This window comes from Cupriavidus respiraculi, assembly GCF_914271545.1.
Classification (GTDB): Bacteria; Pseudomonadota; Gammaproteobacteria; order Burkholderiales; family Burkholderiaceae; genus Cupriavidus; species Cupriavidus respiraculi.
Window position 1 is genome coordinate 1 of the sequence record NZ_CAJZAH010000010.1, and the last position, 15,216, is coordinate 15,216.

Below are 15,216 nucleotides of genomic sequence, written 5' to 3' on the forward strand. Positions count from 1 at the left end.
GTTCTGCGACACCTTGCGCCATTCGCGCCAGGTAAAGATCCGCGTCAGGTCTTCATCGCCACGCACCGGCCGGTGCGCATCGAAGTCGCTGCGCGGCACCTTGGCAAAGCGCGCGTTGAAGTCGGCGATGAAGGCCGGTGCATAGGCATTGGCGGCCGCCGGCGTGTCGATCCCGCGCAGCCGCAGCTCCTTGACCAGCCTGTCCTGCAACGTGCCATTCATTCGCTCCACGCGCCCCTTGGCCTGGCTCGAATTGGCGCACAGGATGTCGATGTTCAACTCGAACAGCGCCCGCCCGAACTGCGTGTAACCGCGTCCATCCGGCCCATCCTTGGCATTGACCCGGAACACCCCCGCCTTATCGCTGTAGAACGCCACCGGCTTGCCGTGCCGCTCCAGATAGGCCCGCGTGGCCGCAAAGTACGAGAACGTCGATTCGGTCGGCACGAACAGCAGTTGCATCAGTTGTCCGGTCGCATCGTCGACGTAGACCAGCAGCGTGCAGGCCGGCCCCCGGTCCTCGAACCAGCGGTGATCGCTGCCGTCGATCTGGATCAGCTCGCCCAGGCAGGCGCGCCGGTGCCGCGGCTGGTGCACCTTGGGCGGGCGCAGCTTCCTCGGCACCCAGAAGCCGGCATCGATCATGATCCGGCGTACCGTCTCCTTGGCCAGATCAATGCCGTGGCGCTCGCGCAGCTTCTCGCAGGCGAGCGTGGGGCCAAAGTCGGCGTAGGTGTCACGGATCAGCCCTCGGACCCGCGCCTCTAGTCCAGGAGTCAGTTGGTTATTGCCGGCACGAGCAACACGGCCATTGATTAGCGCCACCGGTCCGATGGCCTCGAATCGCCTCAGCAGTCGCAACGTCTGCCGGGTGGACAGTCCCATGCGCCCAGCCGCAATCCCGGTCTTGAGCAATCCCTCGGCCAGCGCCTGCAACACCTTCAACCGATCGATCTGCCTCATGGTCAGGGTGATCCTGTCTGAAGACATGGCCGGCTCCCATCAGATGGCAGCCGGTCAGGGTACGCCAACTCACTCGGACATTTGAACTTGGCTAAAACCGGACATTACAACTTGGCTCCAACATCATTGCTGCCGATAATAAACCTTATGTCAAATGAGACACCTGAGATCGCGCGGAGCATAGCGCGGAAAGCGTTGGCCACTTTTGCCGCATATTTCCACCGTAGTCCTAGTCGGAAGAAAAGCGCAGAGGGCCGAATCGACGCCACGGACGCTTGAACTGCGAATTTTCAAGTCCTACCGCCGCTATGCGCATTCGCGGGGTTGGCTTAGCCCTCAACGTCGGGCTGGAGCCCCAGTAGAACACCCAGGAAGCTGGCAAGCAAGGAAGCCGCTCAGCTGGCTCCAGCGGAGGTCGGCCTCCACCGGCATTGCCCCTTTGGCCGCCCCTTGCGGGCCGTTCTTTTGGCCCAACAAGCTATTGGTGTCATTTTGACGCCATTGGTTGCATTTTGGCACCACCATTGGTATGATTGGTTTCCTTCAGCCGGGGCTCAGAAGGGCCGCGGGTGAAGGCTGACGTTCTTTTAACCGAGCTTTTTTATACGAGCTTTCTATACGAGTTTTTTATACGCAGTTGTCCCGCCACGCCGTGAGGCGCCCGGGACGCATAAGGAGAGAACGACCATGTCTACGAAGCACGAAAGCGCGCAGGAAGTATCAGCGCGTGGGCGCATCACAGCCCGATTGAGTGTGGAGAAGCAGGACTTGCTGCAGCTTGCTGCAGACCTATCGGGTAGTACCCTTAACCAGTTCGTTGTGCAGGCAGCGCTACGAGCGGCTGAGGAAGTAATTGAGCACGAGGAATCCATCAAGGCTATCAAGCTGAACGTGGAACAGTCGCGGCGCTTCTTTGCGCTGCTCGATTCACCACCGACGCCGAACGAAGCTCTGAAACGCGCAATGGAACGTTTCCGGAGTTCGAAAATTGGAAATCGAGATTCAACCTTTGAGCTCGAGCCACGATCGCAACACGTTTGATTGCGGGGTCGGTTCGATGAATGCCTGGCTGCAGAAAACAGCCAGGCAGCACCAAGATAAAGGTCTGTCCCGGACGTATGTCGCGACCGCGGAGGACGATCCTAAACGGATCGTTGGCTACTATGCGGTATCGGCAACGCTGGTGGAGACCGAGGGGATGCCGGGCAAGCACCCTAAGGAAGTATCCGCTGTGCTCTTGGGACGGCTCGCCGTCGACAAGAACAACAAAGGCCAGGGCCTCGGCGGATGCCTCTTGATGCATGCCCTTGAACAGGCGGCGAAAGCGGCTGACATCATCGGTCTGCAATGCGTCATTGTAGACGCCCTCGATGCCGATGCCGCGGAGTTCTATCGCTACTACGGCTTTGCGCCGCTCACGACAGATCCCATGCGGCTTGTCTTACCGATGAGCACGGTCCGGCAGCTGTAAGCGGCTTGGGAACGCCGCCTACGGCGGCTTTCGGCAGCCACCGACCGATGTCGTCGGTGATCGCCGGCCGCGGTACAGGGAGCCGGCGCAACACTTCCACCGCGTGATCCGCCGCCCTGCCCTGCTCTACGTGCATCGATGCCGGAATTTTCAAACAACGTGGCGATATCTTCGCGACCCCGCAGCCGGGCCATCGCCGCAAGCTGTCGCTGGATGCGCCCCAGGATGGCACGCGAGGACTGGCCATGCGCCCTCTGCTCTCCCAGGTATTGCGCGACTGCCTGGCGCGTACCGAGGCCAGCATGCCAGGCGCGCAGTGCGGCCAGCGAGGCGGCGTCTGGGAAGTTCGGCGATGCGTCGTCACGAACTCGGCCGATGCGGACGCTAGTGCCGGAGCCCGCCGTCGATTGAGTCAGGGGCGATTTCATGCGCGCAAGTTTAGCCCAGTGGACTGGCTATTACGATAAGGATACTAATCTCAATAGCGTCGCTATTGGCAGCGGGATCCGGCACATGGCCTAACAGTATGCCGATCTTGCTGGCATCAGCACGTGCCTCGCAGCTCGCCATGGGGGACCGGCCTCCCTAAGCTCGTGGCTGGCGCCGCGGGAAGGTCAGAATAAAGCGGGTGAGACCGCCTGACGACTCAGCCGAGATTCCACCGCGGTGCGCCACCATGATGGCTTGCGTGATCGACAAGCCAAGCCCCACGCTGTCCGAATCAGCGCGCGCCCTGGACTTGTCGGCCCGAAAGAACCGGTCGAACAACGACGGCAACAGCTCGGGATCGATCCCCTCGCCCTGGTTCTCGACCACGATGGTGGCGCCGCCGTCTTGCTCGCATGCCTTGATCACAATCGCTTTGCCGCTGGGCGTATACCGCAGTGCGTTCGACAGCAGATTGCTCAGTGCGCGGCGCAACATCAGGCGATCGCCCACGATGCTGGCGTCGCCCTGCAGGCGCAGCTGCACACCCTTGTCCTCGGCCAAGGCGTCGTAGAAATCAAACAGCGCGCGGGCCTCGTCGCCGACATGGATCGACTCCTCGTTGGGCAGCGTGATGCCGTGCTCCATCTTGGCCAAGTAAAGCATATCGGACACCATGCGGCCAAGGCGCAGCAGCTCCTCGGCGTTGGAGGCCAACACGTCGCGGTACTTGGCGGCCTCGCGCGGCTGCGACAACACGACATGGGTCTGGGTCATCAGGTTGGTGATCGGCGTGCGCAATTCGTGAGCCAGGTCGGACGAGAATTCGGACAATCGCCGGAAATCGTCCTGCAAGCGCTCGAGCATGGCATTCAGCGTCGCCGCCAGATCGGCCATCTCCACCGGCACGGTCTCCACGGGCATGCGGGCGTCAAGGTGATTCGACGTGACACCCTTGGCGCGAGAGGCCATCGTTCGCAACGGCGCCAGACCGCGCCTGGCTGCCCACCAGCCGAACAAGCCGCTGGCGAGCACCGCCAACGTGGTATAGAAGGCCAGCGAGCGACGAAACGCGTGCATAAAGTGGGCATGGATTTCGGTGTCCATGCCGACCATCACCGCCAAGGGCACCGACTCGCCGGGCACTGTCGCGTGCGCGCGCATACCTCGGTATTCCTTGTCTCCCTGCTGCCAGCTCAAGGTCGTCTCATCCGGTCCAAGCCGGCCAATAACGTTGAGCATGGCGCCAAAATCGAACCCATTGGTGCGGTAAATGACGTCACCTTTCGCGGTGCTCACATGGGCGACAAAACCGGGGTGATGTTCCACCATTTCCGCAAGACGGCTCGGCAGGTGCGTGCTGGATTGCTCCTGAGCGATCTTTTGAATCAGACGAACGTTGTCCCCAAGCACCACATAATCTTCGTCGGCAAAATGCCGGTCCATGGAAAGCCAGATCAGTATTCCGAGGCCAAGTAGCACCAATGCCGACGTCAGAGAAAACAACAACGTCAGCCGCATGGTCAGCGACATACGGCGCTTCATTCTTGCCCCTCGGGCGCTTCCAGCACGTACCCCATGCCTCGCACCGTCTGAATCAGCTTGGCGTCGAAGTCGTCGTCGATCTTGGCTCGCAAGCGGCGAATCGCAACGTCGATCACATTGCTGTCGCTGTCGAAGTTCATATCCCACACCTGGGACGCAATCAACGAGCGGGGCAGAACTTCTCCCCGCCTGCGGGCGAGCAGTTCGAGCAGCGCAAACTCCTTGCTGGTCAGCGCTATCCGGCGACCTCCGCGCGAAGCGCGACGTCGACTAAGATCAAGCACCAGGTCGCCCACCTGAATGCGGTCCAGCCCCATCTGCACAGTGCCGCGGCGCAGCAGCGTCCGGACGCGAGCCAACAGTTCGGAGAATGCAAATGGCTTTACCAGGTAATCGTCCGCGCCGAGCTCCAGTCCCTTGACCCGATCAGCGACGCTGTCGCGGGCAGTAAGGAACAAGACCGGAACCGCGCTCTCGGCCGCGCGCAGGCTCAGCAGAATTCTCCAGCCATCGAGGTCCGGCAGCATGACGTCGAGAATAATCAGATCGTAAGACTCGTTGAGCGCCAGGTGTTGTCCATCAAGCCCGTTGCCAACCAGGTCGACAACGAATCCGGCCTCGGTCAATCCCTGGCGCAGGTACTGGCCTGTCTTGGATTCGTCCTCTACGACGAGCAGTTTCATGTTCGAGCTTCCTTTTTCCGATTGTATGGCTGCGCTTGGGTCAGCCCATGGCGAGTCTACGCAGCCCTGCTCCGAGTGGCCCGGACATTACCGGAATGTAATGTTCAGGTAAGTTGTCGGTAGCCTCGTCCTCGTTACTCTCTCTTTGCCGCTGTCCGATGCGGCCATTCAAGCAAAAAGGACTATTTCATGGGACGTGATCGACAGTCTGGCATTGTGCTGGCCAACCTACCGCGCCGCCGCTTCGTGCAGGGTCTGGCTGCGGGGGGTGTGATGGCAGGATTGTCCGGTCTTGGGGGCATCGCGTGGGCCCAAGCATCAGACAAGCCGCAAGGTGCCGCGTCGGGGACGGCGCCGGTGCTGCGGGGGACCGAATTCGACCTCGTGATTGGCGAGTCGGTGGTTAACTTTACGGGCAGCCCGCGGGTGGCAACCACCATTAACGGGATGTTGCCCGGGCCGACGCTACGCTGGCGGCAGGGCGACACGGTAACGATCCGGGTCACCAATCGGCTGCGCGAGCCGACCTCGATTCACTGGCACGGGATCATTTTGCCGTTCGAGATGGATGGCGTACCAGGCATCAGCTTTCCCGGTATCGCGCCGGGCGAGAGCTTCACCTACCGGTTCAAGGTAGAGCAGACTGGCAGCTATTGGTATCACTCCCATTCGGGCTTTCAGGAGATGACCGGCGTGTATGGCGGCATTGTCATCGACCCGGCCAGCGGCGTGGACGGCGTCCGGGCTGATCGCGATTACACGGTGCTGCTGTCGGATTGGACCGATGAGGATCCGATGCGCGTCCTCTCCAAACTGAAAGTCCAGAGCGACTACTACAACTATAACCAGCCCACGGCGATCGACTTCTTCCGCGACGTCTCGAACGACGGGATCAAGAGTGCGCTCGCCAAGCGCAAGATGTGGCAGCAGATGCGGATGAATCCGACCGATCTGGCAGATCTCTCCGGTGCCACCCTGACCTATCTGACCAATGGCGTTACGCCGGCCGGCAACTGGACCGGTCTGTTCCAGCCCGGCGAGAAGGTGCGGTTGCGCTTCATCAACGGCTCAGGCAATACCTTCTACGATGTACGCATTCCTGGCCTGAAGCTTAAGGTGTTCCAGGTTGACGGGCAGAACATCGAGCCGGTGACGGTCGACGAGTTCCGTTTCGGCGCTGGCGAGACTTGCGACGTCATCGTGGAGCCGCGGGACGAGGCCTATACCATCTTTTCGCAGGCGATGGACCGCACCGGCTACGCCCGTGGCACGCTGGCCACGCGAGAGGGCCTGGTGGCCGCGGTGCCTGCGCTGGACAAGCCCAAGTGGCTCACCATGGCCGACATGATGGGTAGCATGGGTGGAATGGGCGGCATGAATCATGGTGGTATGGCCATGCAGGGCATGGACCACGCCGGCATGGACCATGGCTCCATGGGCATGCAAGCAATGGGACACGGCGCAATGGCCATGGACCACAGCCAGCACGGCATGGGCGGCATGAACAGCATGGGCGCTGACGCATCGCTCAAGGTCCCGAGCACCAAGGCGCGGCACGCGAGGACCGAATACGGCGCCAGCACGGATATGCGGGTCGACATGGCGCGCACCAACCTGGACGACCCCGGCATCGGCCTGCGCAACAACGGCCGTCGCGTGCTGACGCTGGCCGACCAACATACCATCGGCGGTCCGCTGGACCAGCGCGGCCCAGGGCGCGAAGTCGAATTGCACCTGACCGGCAATATGGAGCGTTATTCGTGGTCCTTCGACGGTGTCGAGTTTGGTAAATCCACCCCGGTCTACTTCAAGTATGGCGAACGGCTGCGCGTCATCTTGCATAACGACACGATGATGACGCACCCGATGCATCTGCATGGCATGTGGAGCGAATTGGAGGCGCCGGATGGTGCGTTCCAAGCGCGCCGGCACACCATTGCCGTGCAACCTGCGCAACGAATCAGCTTCCTGGTCACCGCCGACGCCTTGGGACGATGGGCTTGGCACTGCCACTTGATGTTGCATATGGACGCGGGGATGTTCCGCGAAGTGGTGGTGGCCTGACCTTAACCGACTAAGAACATGCACAACAGAATAAGCACGATACTGGCCGCTCTACTCGCCACGGCAGGCATGAGCACCGCTTGGGCTCAGCACGCCCACACACCGAACAGTCAAGCAGAGCCGACTGCGCGCGGTGTCGCTGAGAGCGCTGGCCCGGCGCCGAAAGCAGGCCCGCAAAGGGAGCCTACCGGCACGCAAGGCGTGGATGACAGCCAGATGCAGGGCATGGACCATAGCAAGATGCAGGGCATGGATCACGGCCAGATGCAAGGCATGGACCATAGCAAGATGCAAGGCATGGACCACGGCCAGATGCAGGGCATGGACCACAGCAAGATGCAAGGCATGGACCACGGCCAGGCGGCAGACATGGATCATGGCGACATGCAGATGCAAGGCGGCAGCCCCCCGGCTGACGCACGCGATCCGCATGCATATTCCGGTGGCTACCAGCTCGGGGTAGGGAAATACGCCATCGGACCCGCGCGATCGCTCCATATGGCAGACGAGCACGTGTTCGCTTCGGTGTTGGTCGACCGGCTCGAATGGGTCAAAGGCAACGAGAGCAATGCCGCTGCTTACGAGGCACAGGCGTGGATCGGCGGCACGTATAACAAGCTCGTCATCAAGGCCGAGGGCGAGGCGGAAAAGCGCAAGATCCACGAGGCCCGCACCGAACTGCTCTGGGGTCATTCGATCGCAACGTATTGGGACACCCAGCTCGGTGTCCGTAACGATGCCGGCTACGGACGACCAAGCCGGAATTGGTTGGCATTCGGCGTGCAGGGCCTGGCACCGTATTGGTTCGAATTGGACGCTACCGGCTATGTCGGCACGGAGGGTCGCACCGCGCTGCGCCTATCCGCGGAGTATGAGTTGCTCATTACCCAGCGTCTGATTCTGCAACCGAGAATCGAGGCAAACTTGTATGGCAAGAACGACCGGGAGATCGGCGTCGGCAGCGGGCTTTCCAGCGGCGCGGTCGGCGTGCGCCTGCGTTACGAGTTCAGTCGCCAGTTCGCGCCGTACATCGGTATCGAGCGGTATCAGACCTTCAGCAATACCGCCGACATGGTTCGCGCCTCAGGCGGCCGTAGTGGCGAAACTCGCTTTGTGGCGGGTGTCCGGATGTGGTTCTAAGCAACTATCTATAAATCTGTAATCGGAGTTCATCATGCAAGCGCCCCGCTTTACCCTTCGTGCCACGCTGGCTGCCGCTGCCGTACTGGCTAGTTCTGCTGCTTTCGCGCACCCCAAGCTCGTTTCATCCACACCGGCGGACAAGGCAGAGGTGTCGGCTCCGCAGAAGATCGAGCTGAAGTTTTCGGAGAACCTGGCGACCCAATTTTCCGGCGCCAATCTCGTCATGACCGGCATGCCGGGCATGGCCAACCATGCGCCGATGAAAGTTGCGGCCAAGGTGTCTGGCAGCGACGATCCCAAGACGATGGTCATCACCCCAGCGCAGTCTCTGGCGCCGGGCAGCTACCGGGTGGAATGGCGCGCCGTGTCGTCCGACACGCATCCGATCACCGGTAATATCGCTTTCACCGTTAAGTGATCCACTGATGGACTGGACAACGGTTGCGGTGCGCTTCGCGCTCTATGTCGATCTAGCGGCGCTGTTCGGACTGCCGCTGTTCGGGCTGTACGCCTTGCGCCGTGACGAGATGGCGTCACGACTTGGCACGAGCTTTGTCGCTATTTGCACGGCGCTCGCTGCCATTGGCGTCGTCTTCTCATTGGCTAATATTGCCATCATGGCCAAAGGCATGACCGGCGCATCGGCGTACTCGGAGCTGCAAAGCCATGTCTTCGAAATGATCGTGACCGGCACCGATTTTGGTGCGGCCTGGGCGATGCGGCTCATTGCGCTGCTCCTGTGCGTGGCGATAGCCTTGTTTGGCCGCCGGTGGCCGACGCTTCAGTTTGCGGTGTTAACTGCGGCGGGCGGCGTGGCGTTGTCCACCCTGGCCTGGGGCGGTCATGGTGCCATGGACGATGGCGTTCGCCGCTACGTCCATCTTGCGTCCGATATTGCCCATTTGATCGCCGCCGGAGCCTGGGTCGGCGCCCTTCTCGCCTTCGTTCTGTTGTCGCACACCTCTAGCGCGCCTCAGAATGTGGTCCTTCTGAGCCGCACCTCCAACGGATTCGCCCGCATTGGGACTCTCGTCGTCGTCACCCTGGCCATCACCGGCGCGGTCAACTACGGGCTCATCGTGGGGCCAGTGTTGCCCGAACTGTCGCTGACGTCGTACGGTGGGCTGCTCGTGATGAAGCTGGCGCTATTCGGTGCAATGCTCGCGCTGGCCGCGGCCAATCGCATTCATTTGAGCCCGCGGCTCGAGCGCGCCATGCAAGGGGGCGACCAGGCCGGCGCCGTTCGGGCCCTTCGGCGCAGCCTGATGTTCGAAACCAGTGCCGCCACCCTGATTCTGGCCTTGGTTGCCTCGCTCGGCATCCTGTCGCCCGCTGGCGCGTAGCATGCCAAGGTTGCCCGATGCACTGCACGACCTGCGTCCCCTTCCTCCGTCCACCGCCAAGGAGAGGTCATGAAGACGATCAAATCATTACTGTTGGCGTTGAGCATGTCTCCGATGCTGGCGACTGCCGCCGGTATGGAGGGCAATCATGCCCATCATGACGCCGCAATCAAATCCGCTGCAGGCCAGCCTGGCGATCCCGACAAGGTAACGCGTACAGTGAACGTGGCAATGCGCGACACGATGCGCTTTACGCCCGAGGCGATTGTCGTCAAGGCCGGCGAGACGGTACGCTTTGTCGTGCGTAACCTCGGCAAGGTCGACCATGAAATGATCATCGGCACTGCCAGCGAGTTGCAGGCACACGCGCAGATGATGCGCAACATGCCGGCAGACAAGCATGCTGGCCCGAATCAGGTCACGCTGGCACCCGGACAGCAAGGCACGCTCGTCTGGCAGTTCGCTCGGCCTGAGACGGTGGACTTCGCCTGCTTGGTGCCCGGTCACTTCGAGGCCGGCATGGTGGGCAAGATCGTCGTCAGATAGCAATCGAGCATCCTCGACACGAGCGCGTGGCCGGCCCCGCTCGCCCGCTGCCAGCCGGGCCCAAGGTTTGCTCCGCTCTCTAACCGGTATAGCGGACTCCGGGCGCGGCGCTATGGCTGGCTCGCATGCTGATCGGTGACTTCGCGCTGGGCCGCCGCCACCTTGTCCGGCCACGTGCTCTCGAAGTAGGCCAGCACCGCCACAATGTCGTCATCAGACATCGACCGACCGAATGCCGGCATGTCGCTCACATAGCCTGCGGGCGCGGTGACGCCTGGAACCAGTCCATGCTTGGTGATGCCAAAGAGCACCGCATCGGCATGGTGCCAAGTATTCCCGGAAGCATCGTGCGGGGGCGCTGGCATGCGACCATTGGAAAGGTGCTCGCGCCAGTTGGGCTGGCCTTCGAGCTTGGCGCCATGGCAGGACGCGCATGCCTGCGCATACAGCTGCTTGCCGCGCGCCACGCGTACGGCGTCCGACGCATCGATGCGTAACTGCGGGGCCGAGGCCGGCCGCTTATCGGCAATTGGGGCCTCCAGGTAGCGTTTGGTCTGCAGGGCAACGGCGACGGCAGCGGCCGCGCCTAACGCCAACCATGCGGCGATGCGCCAGCGCGAATTTTCTGACTGTGCCATATCGGTTGACCGGCAGCACCTGGTGCGCCGCCAGTTCGGCCATCAGTCTTTGGAAAACGGCCGGCCAGCAAAATCGACGGTCACCAGCTTACCGCCCATCTGCCCCATTCCAGGGGAGTTGGCTGGCATGCCGGGTACCGCGACGTCTTTCATCGATGGCTTGGCAGCGAGTTCTTGGATCGTCGTTGCCGGAACGTGGCCCTCCACCACTTGGCCGCTAGCGTCGATGACGGCGGTATGGCGAGAGGCGAAGTGTGCCGGGACACCGAGCTTGTTCTTCATTGCCGCAACGTCCGGCGAATTGACCACCTTGGTTCGGATCCCTGCCTGGTTGACATGCTTGGCCCACTCTTCACAGCAACCGCGGTTGGGGTCTTTATAGACCTTCAGCGCCGGCGATGCAGCATAGCCGCTTGCACCGACGGCGAGCAACGCGACAGCGGTCAGGATACGTTTCATCGATACTCCCGAGAAAACGATGGCGATGCGTGGCTGGTAGCGCGACGCGACACCGACTGCGCTATCAAATATTGGTCTGCCTTAGCCGCAACGCGTTTGAGTCCCAGACGCGGAACTCAAACTCATCGCCAGCGCGGCAATCATAGGCGAGAGCAGCCGCCCGGTAAACGGGTACGTTCCCCCGGCCGCCAACGGCACGCCGAGCGCTTTGTAGAGGAACGCGAAGCCCAAGTTTTGCTTCATGTTTCGGATCGTGGCTTTCGATAGCGGCCGGGCCCGCGCAATTCCGCGCAGGTCGCCTTTGATCAGCGTCACTTGCGCATTGTGCATGGCGACATCGGTACCGGTTCCCATGGCGATGCCGACATCAAACTTGGCGAGCGCCGGCCCATCATTGATGCCATCACCGGCCATGGCAACGACGGCGCCGCCCTGCTGCAGCCCGGTGACTAGTTCCAATTTGTCTGCCGGCTTAACGTCGCCGTGAACCTTGGCAATATCCGGCTTTGCCGCGACCGCTTTCGCGGTGGCCACACCGACGCCGGTTGCCATGACTACTCGGATGCCTTCGGCCTTGAGGGTGGCTAGCGCTTCGGGCGTGGAGCTCTGGATGGGATCCGAGACGGCCAGCAGGCCGGCAAGGCGACCATCGACGGCGAGATACATGACACTCGTGTCTTGCGCCCGCAATGCATCGGCCCCTGCAGCGCTTCAGTTGCGCTGCCGTCGGTTTGCATCCGCGCGGTATTGCCGATCGCCATCGTCGTGCCCTCTACCCTGCCGCGCATGCCGATGCCGGTGTTCGGCTCAACGTCTTCCGCGTTCTCCAGCGCCAGGCCACGGGCGCGGCCAGCCTCCACCAAGGCCGCAACCAGCGGATGTTCGCTGCCATGTCAAGACTCGCCGCCAGACGCAGAACCTGCTCGTCCGCAAAGTCATTCGCCCCAATGCGCGCTCGGAAGCATCGTTGCGCCTGAGCCACCATTTGCACGATCTGCGACAGCACCGTTTGCGAGCCCACCTTGTCGGACCGAATGACTAGCCTGCCGAACCGCATTCATCGTCGCGCCGATGACACGCTCGCTCGACTGACTCCTTGTTGTCGTGGCGCTGCCAGGCCAGCCGCTCCGTGGAGAACGCCCAGGCAGGCCATCGGTTATACGGTGAAACTGATGCACGATCAACCGCTGCGGCCATGCCCAGCAGCGGCCGCGAAGCACCGTGGCTGCCAGACCGATGTCATCCGCAGTGGCAACCCTCGGCGCACGCGCATAGCCCGAAACTCGCGTATTCGATCGGCGTAACTGCCTTAGCAGGGCAGCATACGCGTCCCCGTCGTGGGAAAGTCAAGTGGGACGATGGCTCAAAATACGCCCCCTACCGCATACGGGGTGATGGTCTAGCCTTAGGAGAGCATTTTGGGAGACCGAAATCAACACTGACGGGCAGTGCGCAGTGTCGCACCCAGAAAAATCCCAGGAGGCAGCGCAGAGGGTAGTATCCGGCAGGGCCGCCTGCTGGGCCGCGGTGCCATCATTAGAAACGAACGACGCCCGGTGTCGCGAAAGGGATTCCGCGATACTGGGCCTCGCTTCGGGGCCAGTCCGGTATGAGCAGCCCCGCTGCAGCAAGATTAGGCGCCGTCCGTGAAGGTGTCACGATCGCCGGCCGCATGGTTGCCATCGGTGAACGGATCGCGCGTCCCCGTGGTATGGCCCCCGTGCGTGTACGGATCGCGCGTACCCATCGCGTGCGCCCCTTCGGTAAAGGGATCGCGCGGCGAATTGACACCAGCATGGGCGAAGCCAGCAATGCTGCCAAGCGTGGTAACGGTCAGTGCCACAAGAGCGGTTCTCTTCAACTTCAGCATAATGTTTCTCCTATTGGAAAGGGCTCGATGAGCCTATGAGTTCAGTCTAGCGCGTAGCACCGAACCAAGAGCTGACAGCGACGTTACAAGCGCGTCATCTCGCTCGTTGGCTGCAGCGCTGCCTTAGTTCATCAGCCACCGGTGAAGAGTTGGCTGCGTTCGATGTAGACCCGCACGCCCTTTGCATTGGACAACGCCGGAAAGAGAACGCCGAGATCGACAGTGCTGCCGTGAACGAACTCGGCAAACGTCCAGGCCATCTCCTGAGCACCGCTCCGGAACGTGACCGTGTCGCCGGAGGCCACGCGCACGGTTTTCAGTCCTGGCGTAAGCGTGACCGCCCGTGATGCCGTGTTGGCCTGAGCGGGACTGCCGAAAAGCGCCGCCTGAGGTCCCAACGAAGTGGCGGCGTCCGATCTAGCCTTTGCCGCTGCCACGCCCGGAGCGGGCGACGTGCCGACCGGCTCGGCGGCTTGCCGCTGGACGTGCTCGGCCCAGTTATCGCCGGCGTTCGTTCTGGCCTTGTCCGCACTCCATGCCGTGGAAGTGGCCATCAGGGTAACGATGGACAGCGCGGTGAGCGCAGTTGTTTTGGTTTTCATGAAGCTCTCCATTGACGTTTCGAGGTAGAACCTCTTGAGCACAATGGTAGGCAGGGGCGCCTCTCCGAAGCGTTACTCGACTATTACATCCTCGTAAGTGGCGCGGCTTGTCGCGGGCGCCGATATAAATGGTTGGTGCCATGGTGAGTAGCGAGGGTTCTCCGACAACGCCCGTCTGGCATGGGCCACAGGGACTGAGAGTTCCCTTACTTGTCGGCGATCGAGCCCCAGGCCGATACGCGTGGCTTGCGCAGACAAGCGCTACTAGCATCTCGAACATTCGGGCGGTCGTGGTCTAGGCGACGCCAAGCCTAAGGACATGCTGGCCTGGGTCGGTCGGGATCTGAACCGGTTATGGGTCAAATCGGAAGGCACGCATATGTACGGCAACACGGTGGAGGCAAAAGCTGAGGCATTGTGGGGGCACGCCTTGGCGACATTCTGGGATTGATAACTCGGGGTGCGCCAAGACTTTGGCAATGAGCCGCCGCGCACTTGGGGCGCCTTTGGCGTGCAAGGTCTGGCACCGTACTGGTTGATATCGAAGCCACGGCTTATCTAGGGTCGGCCGGACGCGCTGTCGCCCGGCTGCGTGTTACCTACGATATCCGCCTCACGCAACGCCTGCTGTTGACGCCGGAACTCCAGGCGAGGCGGTTGCGGCGCGAGGCATAGGCAGCGGCGTGTCCGAGTTCAAGCTTGGCTTGCGACTGCGATACGAAATCCGACGGCAGTTCGCCCCCGACATCGGCGTGGTTTGGGGCAAAAAGCTGGGCAATACCGCCGATTTTTCGCTCGCGCCGGGGAGCGGACCACCGACAAGCAAATCGTTGCCGGCGGGCGCATCTGGTTCTGAACGCATTTCAGGCGCTGGTCAGGTGCTGGCCCGCGGGTGGTTAACCGCCAGCTTGCCGTGTGATTACATTTCGTATCCAGCTTACCAAGGCCAATCGCGTGCAAATAGAATGGCGACTATGGTCACGCGGCGGCCCTAATATGGGCGCGGCGGCTTGTGGCGTTAGTCTGAGTCCCGTTTGCATTGCCATGCCTGCGCAGCTTGGCATGAGTCGCCAACCCAGGAATGATCCATGAACGTCGGAAGGTTGCTAGTCGTGCTCGGTGGTACAGCAATGAGGATCGCGCCCGGCTCGATCCGCGCCATTCAGTTCGGTCGGAAGTCCACGCGAAATCTCAGTAGCCGCTAGTGGCAACAGTGCGACGGCGGGCCGGCCGCTACCCCGCCCGCGATGTGGCCTACCGTGGACCAGAAATGGGCAATTGGGTTGCTGTACTGTGCGGCGCAGCGGGACAGGGAAACCCGGCGATACGCGCTTGCCGCGGCACCGGTTATTCAATCATGGCAACGGCGCCGCGACTGCGCCGACTCGGACCCAGCGAAGCCATTGCCAGATGCGAGGCGGCAAAAACGTGACCGCGGCGAGCCCCGACCGCCGACACCGCAG

Annotated in this window: 14 protein-coding genes and 2 pseudogenes; 8 read left to right on the plus strand and 8 right to left on the minus strand. The window is 61.9% G+C overall.

Going from position 1 to position 15,216, the window contains the following annotated elements; translation table 11 throughout:
• Window positions 1–990: ISNCY family transposase (locus tag LDO27_RS24525; RefSeq protein WP_224044520.1), on the minus strand; the 990-nt coding region annotated here is incomplete at its 3' end.
• Window positions 991–1,650: 660 nt separating this feature from the next.
• Between LDO27_RS24525 and LDO27_RS24530 the strand changes: the two genes are divergently transcribed.
• Together LDO27_RS24530 and LDO27_RS24535 are read left to right on the plus strand one after the other, a co-directional pair.
• Window positions 1,651–2,004 carry a type II toxin-antitoxin system TacA family antitoxin gene (locus LDO27_RS24530; protein ID WP_222208674.1) on the plus strand — a complete coding sequence of 118 codons (354 nt, stop codon included), beginning with the start codon at window positions 1,651–1,653 and terminating at the stop codon, window positions 2,002–2,004.
• The gene (locus LDO27_RS24535) at window positions 1,952–2,434 is read left to right on the plus strand and encodes a GNAT family N-acetyltransferase (protein ID WP_224044522.1); all 483 of its coding nucleotides are present in this window, start codon (window positions 1,952–1,954) and stop codon (window positions 2,432–2,434) included. Before LDO27_RS24530 ends, LDO27_RS24535 begins: the two co-directional genes overlap by 53 nt.
• Window positions 2,435–3,019: 585 nt before the next feature.
• Here the strand turns inward: LDO27_RS24535 and LDO27_RS24545 are convergent.
• Both LDO27_RS24545 and LDO27_RS24550 read right to left on the minus strand, forming a co-directional pair.
• On the minus strand, window positions 3,020–4,405 hold the full coding sequence (locus tag LDO27_RS24545) for a heavy metal sensor histidine kinase (protein WP_012435767.1): 1,386 nt from the start codon (window positions 4,403–4,405) through the stop codon (window positions 3,020–3,022).
• On the minus strand, window positions 4,402–5,088 hold the full coding sequence (locus tag LDO27_RS24550; RefSeq protein WP_012435768.1) for a heavy metal response regulator transcription factor: 687 nt from the start codon (window positions 5,086–5,088) through the stop codon (window positions 4,402–4,404). The genes LDO27_RS24545 and LDO27_RS24550 overlap by 4 nt, the downstream gene beginning before the upstream one ends.
• A 189-nt stretch (window positions 5,089–5,277) precedes the next feature.
• Here LDO27_RS24550 and LDO27_RS24555 point away from each other — a divergent pair, with 189 nt between their 5' ends.
• From LDO27_RS24555 to LDO27_RS24575, 5 genes are all read left to right on the plus strand, one after another.
• Entirely contained in the window at window positions 5,278–7,152 is a 1,875-nt protein-coding gene (locus LDO27_RS24555; RefSeq protein WP_151023046.1) for a copper resistance system multicopper oxidase, read from the plus strand.
• A gap of 216 nt (window positions 7,153–7,368) precedes the next feature.
• The gene (locus tag LDO27_RS24560; protein WP_053823090.1) at window positions 7,369–8,292 is read left to right on the plus strand and encodes a copper resistance protein B; all 924 of its coding nucleotides are present in this window, start codon (window positions 7,369–7,371) and stop codon (window positions 8,290–8,292) included.
• A gap of 34 nt (window positions 8,293–8,326) precedes the next feature.
• The gene (copC, locus tag LDO27_RS24565; protein WP_222208677.1) at window positions 8,327–8,713 is read left to right on the plus strand and encodes a copper homeostasis periplasmic binding protein CopC; all 387 of its coding nucleotides are present in this window, start codon (window positions 8,327–8,329) and stop codon (window positions 8,711–8,713) included.
• A 7-nt stretch (window positions 8,714–8,720) separates the two neighbouring features.
• Window positions 8,721–9,638: a copper homeostasis membrane protein CopD gene (gene copD / locus LDO27_RS24570; RefSeq protein WP_053821804.1), complete on the plus strand. Its 918-nt coding sequence runs from the start codon at window positions 8,721–8,723 to the stop codon at window positions 9,636–9,638.
• A gap of 69 nt (window positions 9,639–9,707) precedes the next feature.
• Entirely contained in the window at window positions 9,708–10,184 is a 477-nt protein-coding gene (locus LDO27_RS24575) for a cupredoxin domain-containing protein (RefSeq protein ID WP_222208679.1), read from the plus strand.
• 110 nt (window positions 10,185–10,294) lie between these two features.
• On the opposite strand, the gene LDO27_RS24580 is transcribed toward LDO27_RS24575, so the two are convergent.
• The 5 genes and pseudogenes from LDO27_RS24580 to LDO27_RS24600 form a co-directional block, all read right to left on the minus strand.
• Window positions 10,295–10,822 carry a c-type cytochrome gene (locus LDO27_RS24580; protein ID WP_222208681.1) on the minus strand — a complete coding sequence of 176 codons (528 nt, stop codon included), beginning with the start codon at window positions 10,820–10,822 and terminating at the stop codon, window positions 10,295–10,297.
• A gap of 42 nt (window positions 10,823–10,864) precedes the next feature.
• Complete coding sequence (locus LDO27_RS24585; RefSeq protein ID WP_222208683.1) at window positions 10,865–11,281, minus strand: DUF411 domain-containing protein; 417 nt, start codon at window positions 11,279–11,281, stop codon at window positions 10,865–10,867.
• A 64-nt stretch (window positions 11,282–11,345) separates the two neighbouring features.
• A pseudogene (locus tag LDO27_RS24590) lies at window positions 11,346–12,396 on the minus strand (HAD-IC family P-type ATPase); the annotation flags it as partial.
• 518 nt (window positions 12,397–12,914) lie between these two features.
• A complete protein-coding gene (locus tag LDO27_RS24595; protein WP_151023048.1) occupies window positions 12,915–13,151 on the minus strand; it encodes a hypothetical protein in 237 nt (78 codons plus the stop codon).
• A 131-nt stretch (window positions 13,152–13,282) separates the two neighbouring features.
• A complete protein-coding gene (locus LDO27_RS24600; protein WP_222208685.1) occupies window positions 13,283–13,753 on the minus strand; it encodes a CzcE family metal-binding protein in 471 nt (156 codons plus the stop codon).
• A 319-nt stretch (window positions 13,754–14,072) separates the two neighbouring features.
• Here LDO27_RS24600 and LDO27_RS25690 point away from each other — a divergent pair.
• A pseudogene (locus LDO27_RS25690) lies at window positions 14,073–14,748 on the plus strand (copper resistance protein B).
• Window positions 14,749–15,216 lie beyond the last annotated feature (468 nt).